The organism is Candidatus Bathyarchaeota archaeon, from assembly GCA_026014585.1.
Lineage (GTDB): Archaea > Thermoproteota > Bathyarchaeia > Bathyarchaeales > Bathycorpusculaceae > Bathycorpusculum.
Window position 1 is genome coordinate 1 of the sequence record JAOZIA010000012.1, and the last position, 7316, is coordinate 7316.

Consider the following 7316-nt stretch of genomic DNA (forward strand, 5'->3'; position numbering starts at 1 on the left):
GCCTCCGCCGCAACCAACATCAAGAACCACTGCATCTGGACAGATAGAAACATGAGTTAAGCCCCATTCCGCAACCTTGTGGCTGTGATTCATTAACCTTACCATGGTGCGCCCGAAAAAACCCGTCGGTTTCCTACATTGATTCACATTCTTTCCATTTTTGCTAAACAACCTCTTTTAAGCGATAAGATTTTTCTACGGTATAGATGCGCACGCATTAAATGGGCAGTAGGCAAGTCGGTTTATCTATAATTTACCCTAAATAAACTAGAAAAACAGAACCATAAACTGGTACGTGTAAATGACGGAAGATAAAAACGAAATAAGAAAAATAGAAATGGCGAAGAACTTGTTTCATAAAGTTATCAACTTCGTCAGTCTAAACTTGATGATACTTCCTTTGCGTGGGAAAATGAGCTGCTCCACTGAGCTCAACATATGTCTTTTTCAGAGCCCGAACGATTAAACGTATCCTTTACGTATTTGACAGGCGTCATTCTATCAGAGCTAGGCTGAACAACTAACACTGGGATTTTGAACTCGCTGTAAGGCACGATTGGTTTGCTCCGAAGCAGTAGACTAATTGTTCCTTTCAATGTTATTTGAGTGCCTGCCTGAGGATCAGATTTAAGTAAATCGTTTAATTCCTGCGAATCGTTTAGTGCGTCATAAGATATTAACGTGTATGTTTTCAGTTTAATATTGCCAAAAATTGAGACCATAGTTTTGGCTATAGGTAGCAAAACACAGGTAAACCGGTTTGTATTTGTTTCATTGCATGTGAACTCTTTGTTGCTGAAATCCCACAAGCACCAGCATGCAAGGGCGTTCACTCCCTTAAACTCGTATGCTGCAGCATACGCTAACGGACCACCCATGCTTGCTCCACCAGCAACCAGTTTTCCTGAAAACCTGCTTCTTGCATAGCGCAAGGTATCGTAGATATTCTGTACATATATATTCCACTCAAAATCCCCTTTTATGCCTGCATTATAGCCGTATCCCTGCAAATCTGGCGCAACAATATTATAGCCCCTTTCTCTTAGCGGAACCAGAAAGGGCAGCAGAACCCTTGCGTACCCTGCGATCCCATGTGTGAAAACAACCGTTGGAGCCTCAGGGGTTCCAGTGTCATATACTTCGAGATGAATCTTTTTCTCATTTGATTCTATCCAGTCTTCAGTGACGTACTATGCCATTTTTCAATTAAATCCTTCCCGAACCATCGGTACATGCAATTTTTCCAGAAATCGCACTTTTCATATTTTACGGGTGTCTGCTTTTGCGTTCTTGCCTCATTAAATACCTGTCCTGATTTTCAACGTATGGCAATTTTTACCCCTTTAAAATACAAGATAGAGTTAAGATTCCCAAAAGTTTGAAAATCGAAAAAGGTACCCCAAAGATTTTTAATTTCTCTTTTTGAATAGAATGGTGGGGAAAAAGTTCCCTGTCTTTTGTAAATTGTGTTGACTACAAAATCGGTGATTCTTTTTTCTCCCTTAATATAAAAACAGCCTAAAACGCACCCGTTTGGCTTAACAACCCGAGCTATCTCCTTTAATGCGTTGTCTTTATCAGGAAAAGCATGATAGCCATTCATAGTTAACAAAACATTAACAACCTCAGACATTATCGGTAACTGTGCAACATCGCCACGGATATAGAGCACATCGTTTAAGCCGCTTTTTTCATATCTTTCTTTTGCCTTTTTAAGCATCCCCATTGAGTAATCAAGAGCGATAATTGAAGAAGTTTTAGCCAGTTCTTTGTATAGGTCAACGGTGAAGACTCCGGTGCCAACAGGAACATCCAAGATTATTCGACGACCCTCTTTTGGAAACAACGATAAAACGTTATTAGCATATTCGATGTCATGTATGCCCCAGACAACTTTGTTGTACAGTTTAGTAAGGAAGGTACTGTTAGTAAGGCCTGTATCATAGTATGAAGAGACAGAATCGTAGGTGTCTGGTACATATTGTCCATCTGAAACAAAATCAATAATCCCGTTAACAATGGGATAAAATATTTTCTCATCTATAGTTGTAACGGCGTTTTTTCCCAATCAATCAATAATCGTTGTCTTGTTCTGGGGCAAATAAGGAAATCAATAGTCACATCAATTAGCCCCTGTTTTCTTAGCAACCACAAATGCTAAAGGGATTTTATCCTTGAATATTTCATTTTGGATTATTTCATAATTGTTTGATTCTAGAAAACTATTGAATGATTGGGGTGACCATTTATGATACGCTCTAAAACCTATTAGCGACATAAAGAAAGATATGATTCTGGTTTTAACGCTGTTTCCGTGACAAAAAACACCTACAAGTAAGAATCCGTCTTTTTTGAGCACTCTATGTATCGACGCTAACGCTTTCTCTGGATGCAGCATTATATGTAACACGTTAGATACAATTACAACATCCACGGATGCTGACGTATAATCCAAGTTGTAGGCATCTTGAACCCTAAACTCAACATTGCTTATTAGAGATGCAGCCAATTTTTCTTTAGCAACATTTATCATTTCTTGTGAAATGTCACACGCGTACACTTTTCGACTTTTATGTGCAATTGCAAGGGCAATAGTTCCTGTTGCGGCTTCTAAAACATCCGTGGATGAATCAATAAAGCCCTCGATTCTTTTTATCATCAGTTCATAAGTGGCTGCCCTGTGTACCATGAATGGGTCATATTTTCTTGCGAATTTATCCCAAAAAGTACGCTCTTTATTCTGACGTTCAACATCCAATACCCGTCACTTCAATTGTTTTTGGCTTTCGCAATATTTCTTAAAGTCGTCAGTCCATTTTTTTATGAACATTGACCGCTCAGGATACAGTGTAATAAAGTCGAGGAAAAATGAAAACTGCAGAACCGTTTTGATCTGCAATTGGTGTTCGAGTATGTGAGAGTCTTTTAAGGCAATATCTTTTGGAACCAGCAATATTTCGAGAAATTTCCGGAAAGTTTCATGGCGCTTCTCTACAATTAGGGCTATTTCGGTTCCACTCTTGGTCAGCGTGACTCCGCCATATTTTTTGTAGTTGATGAACCCTTGTGTGTCTAGTTTTTTCATCATTTCGACAACTGTGGAGGAAGTGACGTTTAGTTCTCTTGCTATGTCTTTGATGCGAACAAACCCGTTTTCTGATATTTCTTCGTATATTGTTCTTAGGTAGTCTTCAGCTTTGCTTGAAACACCATATCCATTTTATATTCACCTAAACTTATTAGATTAATCTAACATATAAGCATCGCTGACGCCAGTTTCTGAATAATCGGTCTACGGATAACAGAGCCAAAAAGTACAACCACCCACTAAATGACCTGTGCGTGGTTACCTTAAAGCACGATGTCACCTAATTAAAGAAGAAATGAGATAATGCCTTGAATTCAGAGCAAAATGCTGTGACGGCCTTTTTCTTGCCTAAAAAGACGATGCCCGTATAGTTTAAGCGTGTAAACGGTTCTGGCTGGGTACGTATATAGTCAACCATGGCAGCGCCAATTAATGACACTCCCGGCTGCTTTTCTTATCCAATCAACTATTGGCATGCTTCACCTTTCGAGCAACTATTTTAAAAAAGACGAAAAACAACAATTTCCGTAGGAGCAGCCGTTTTTCTTCTTTCCAAAAATAAGCTTTTAAGTTGATAAAAGAATAAGACAAGCCGCACACACAAAATTTTCGTCTTCTTTCAATTAATTCCAGCACTTAACAAAAGAACAAAAACAGGTGGCAGTGCATTGTTGTTCTACTGACCAAACCAGAGCAATAATGATTATTAGAAAGATCAATCCCTACACAACTTATCTAAAAATAAATCAATTTGAAAGAACAACAACCAAACCAATTTTTCAACTGTTGTTGTGCTAGCAATAAAGAGAAAAAGTTGGCTATGTTATTAAACCAAAATAAAAACAAAGCAACGCTATACCGCTGAACGGTAGCGTAAACAGGGCTGTAAGCCAGATATGTCCAACAGTTTATCGGAAGACGCCATCAAAAAATCAAATCGCCAAAAAAGTAAGGACACATTTTAAGTACTCTTGAAGAAAAAGAACTAATTACAATCGATAAAACAGGTAAATCAGATTCTAAACGTAATTAGTTTAAAAAGTACCTTTATAGCAAATAAAACTTAAGGCATTGAGCTCAAGAAAACCAGATTAGGACCATGGCCTGCCTGTGATAATAAGGCTTTAATACTGATTTCAGGAAAACAGTTTACACTGAAGCTGACTGAAAGAGAACTGAAAATTCCGCAACTGGCACAGAAAGGATTAAGTGACTACACGATAGCCCGTAAACATGCTGACCCGCCAAACGTAACCCGTTCACGCAAGAATGCCCATAAAAACTTGTAAATGCCCTTGGATATTCAATAGGCAATAGGCATCAAGCATAGGCGTTACTATTTCAGATTTAGACCGATTCCCTAATCGGCAGCTTTTTTCTACCAGAACAAAAATTTGCTCGTCAAACAGCAACCACAGAAGTTACTTGCAATCGTTCAGATCACTGTTTTTGTTTACGAGCACTAACTATCCCTAGTAAAAACTGAAAGGTTTCTTCTTCGATAACTTGATGAACCCGTACTAGTGCTTTGATGATGGCATCTTGTTCATCAACTGGAAGAACGACAAATTTTTCCTTAAGTTCCGACGGCATTCTTTGAACATAAGCATCTTTCATTTTTGCAGACATTTCCATATGCTAACCCCTAAGTACAGGAAGGAATGATTCAGAGTTATTTGTATCTTCCTAGCCGTATTGCCACATCAGCATTAAAACGAACAAACAGACTCTTAACTTTTCAACGTCGAGTCTTTCACTCAGACGCCCCCTTTAAAAAGAAAAAAGTGAGAGAAGCACGGAGAAATGGAGATGGAAATCCGGATCCGATGGCGATAAATTAGCGCTTTTGATAGTTGATACCAACCCAAATATGTGGGATTCGCAAAGAAGAGGCTGGCTGGGATATATCGGAAATAACGGAAGTTGCATGCGTCCGTAACCATCATGGCCCCGTAAACCGCTTTTTTGACAGGTGGTTTAGTGGTTGACAAGTTCGAAAAAACACTAAGGCGACTTTTTTCGCCAGTTGTTGCTTACAAGGGGTGGGCGGATGCAGTAACGGACGAAATGAAGAATAACATTCTGACGGAACGGCTGGCAAACTTTTCTTCTAAAACCGCAACTGACATGGAGGCTATGGTTTACCTTCATACTACAAGCTTGGCTACGCCGTTAGGCAGAGAAATGGTTAACGTGTATTCCGTATCTTTTCTCAAAATACTATCCTGAGCAAGCTAAAGAGATAGGGAATTATACAGAGAGGATAGATGAGGCGGAGCAGAGAGAGCTTGCGAAGCTGAAGGATTGGATATACAAAAAAGCAGACGAAATCATTTAGGTATGGCATTATTGAAAAGCAGGCTCTTCACTTAGAAAATGGTGTTTTGAAGCAATGATTTAAGCAAATCTGTGTATATCTGCTATTGCTATATATGCCAAAAACTGGATCTTCAGACGATATGACTTAAGAGAGATTTTTTAATAGTTCTGTACGATGGTAGGTTTGTCATTGTAGCGCCTTTATTGGCGGCAGTGTTAACTTAACGTTGTTAATATATCGGAACAAACGGAATCTGTGCATACTCATAAGCCTCTTTTAAGAAAACGGCTATAGCGAGTGTATGACGAGGGGTTTCGTAAAGGGAACAAGGGAAGATGAGATTTTCAGCTACCTTAGAAACTCGGTAAATACATTTGTCTATGGCAATCATGGGATAGGCAAGACAGGTCTGATTAGAAAGGTCGCGAAGAAAGTTAGCGACAGACTGGGTCACGCTGTCTATGTTGATTGCTCTCTTTATCAGACTGCAAACGCCGTTCTAAGAGAAGCACTCATTTCTATCGGGAGCGTGATAGCCAGCAAGAGCAACTATGACCTCACTAAGAGGCTTAAGGAGAAAACCAAGAAACTCAGAGTGTACGTTTTTCTTGATCATTTTGAGAGATTAAAAAATCATGACATTCTGAATATTCTTTCGGGCCTGAATTTCTGCGTCTGCTTGGTGGCTAATTCTCCCGAAAGCCACCGGTTACTGAATAATGAACATCGGGCAAAGTTCGCCAACATAGTTCGGATTGAGAGACTGCCCGACGACAAAGTTTTTGAACTTCTCATGGAAAGGTCCAGCGCAAATGTAAGCAAGGCGATTCTCCGAGACATTGTCGAGAAGAGCAAAGGCAATCTGACGCTTGCGTTGAACACGCTGCGGAGCTTTGAAGCCAATCCGAGAAAAATGAAACTCTTTGAGCAAGTTGATACCTATGACTTGAACGAGGACTACTCGGTTATTTTAGCTCTTCTTAAGGAGCACAAGATACTACCTAGCGGTAAGCTCTATGACCTATACTGCCAAAGGTCAGATTTCCACAAGGGCGGCAGGTCTTTTCGGAATTTCATGCAGTCACTGTGCAAGCAAGGTCTGGTAAAATCAATAGGTGACAAAAGGGGCCGTGCGTACCAAATAATCGAGACGAGGTTTTGAATGCCTGATGATTTAACCGAAATTCTGACAGAAAAAATAGACGAAGAAGTAATGTCAAAGCTTCCTGTGTGGTTAAGAAAACTAAGAGAAGCGTATATGCAATAAGTAGCCCATTGTCGTTTCCAAAGAGTGCTGTAAACAAAAATTGACAATGTTTGTTAAGTTAACCCATTTGCATAGTTCCAAGCAGGGATGACCCATTATTCAGTTTCCTTTTGGTTAATACATCATCTTTAAATTTGCATTGTAGTAATATTACTACATATGTGGCATAAATACTACACTAATCAAACTACGCTCAACATCTTGGGACTTTACAGAAACGACTACAGCATCTCCTTGCACCTCAGGGAAATAGCAAGAGGGGTCCAGGTTGACCCCAAGGCCGTAAGAGCGCAGCTCAAGCGACTCGAAAAAACCAATGTCATTGCAGGCACCCAAAAAGGAAGAAACAAAGAATATACCCTCAACCTTGGCAACTACCTCACACTATACCACATGGTCCTTGCAGAAACTTTCGCATCTATCCAGTACTTGGACAAAAACTTTGAGATCAAGAAGCTTGTCAGCGAAACAAACAATAGCATGGGGAATGCCACCCTGCTTTTTGGCAGTTTTGCCAAAGGGAATATGACCGAAGAGAGCGACATAGACATCATAGTTTTGGCAGACAAAAAGCCCGACGTAAATGCTTTTCGTGCTGTCGGGAAACTGATAAACAGGGAAGTAAGCGTAAAGTTTGCCAC

General features: G+C 39.8%; 8 protein-coding genes and 1 pseudogene. 3 read left to right on the forward strand and 6 right to left on the reverse strand.

Features of this window, described 5'->3' with window-relative positions; translation table 11 throughout:
* Positions 1 to 431: 431 nt before the first annotated feature.
* The 6 genes and pseudogenes from NWF01_05185 to NWF01_05210 form a co-directional block, all read right to left on the reverse strand.
* A complete protein-coding gene (locus tag NWF01_05185; GenBank protein MCW4024414.1) occupies positions 432 to 1151 on the reverse strand; it encodes a lysophospholipase in 720 nt (239 codons plus the stop codon).
* A gap of 167 nt (positions 1152 to 1318) precedes the next feature.
* Positions 1319 to 2068, reverse strand: a complete 750-nt coding sequence (locus NWF01_05190; protein ID MCW4024415.1) for a class I SAM-dependent methyltransferase — start codon at positions 2066 to 2068, stop codon at positions 1319 to 1321.
* A 54-nt stretch (positions 2069 to 2122) separates the two neighbouring features.
* Entirely contained in the window at positions 2123 to 2758 is a 636-nt protein-coding gene (locus NWF01_05195; protein MCW4024416.1) for a class I SAM-dependent methyltransferase, read from the reverse strand.
* A gap of 6 nt (positions 2759 to 2764) precedes the next feature.
* Positions 2765 to 3028, reverse strand: a complete 264-nt coding sequence (locus NWF01_05200) for a hypothetical protein (GenBank protein MCW4024417.1) — start codon at positions 3026 to 3028, stop codon at positions 2765 to 2767.
* Positions 3026 to 3193, reverse strand: a pseudogene (locus NWF01_05205) (metal-dependent transcriptional regulator). The gene NWF01_05200 and the pseudogene NWF01_05205 overlap by 3 nt, the downstream one beginning before the upstream one ends.
* A gap of 1335 nt (positions 3194 to 4528) precedes the next feature.
* A complete protein-coding gene (locus NWF01_05210) occupies positions 4529 to 4723 on the reverse strand; it encodes a hypothetical protein (protein MCW4024418.1) in 195 nt (64 codons plus the stop codon).
* A 345-nt stretch (positions 4724 to 5068) separates the two neighbouring features.
* On the opposite strand from NWF01_05210, the gene NWF01_05215 reads away from it, so the two are divergent.
* From NWF01_05215 to NWF01_05225, 3 genes are all read left to right on the forward strand, one after another.
* Positions 5069 to 5317: a hypothetical protein gene (locus NWF01_05215; protein ID MCW4024419.1), complete on the forward strand. Its 249-nt coding sequence runs from the start codon at positions 5069 to 5071 to the stop codon at positions 5315 to 5317.
* Between the two features lie 392 nt (positions 5318 to 5709).
* The gene (locus NWF01_05220) at positions 5710 to 6570 is read left to right on the forward strand and encodes a hypothetical protein (GenBank protein ID MCW4024420.1); all 861 of its coding nucleotides are present in this window, start codon (positions 5710 to 5712) and stop codon (positions 6568 to 6570) included.
* Positions 6571 to 6876: 306 nt separating this feature from the next.
* The coding region (locus NWF01_05225) for a nucleotidyltransferase domain-containing protein (protein MCW4024421.1) at positions 6877 to 7316 on the forward strand (440 nt) is incomplete at its 3' end.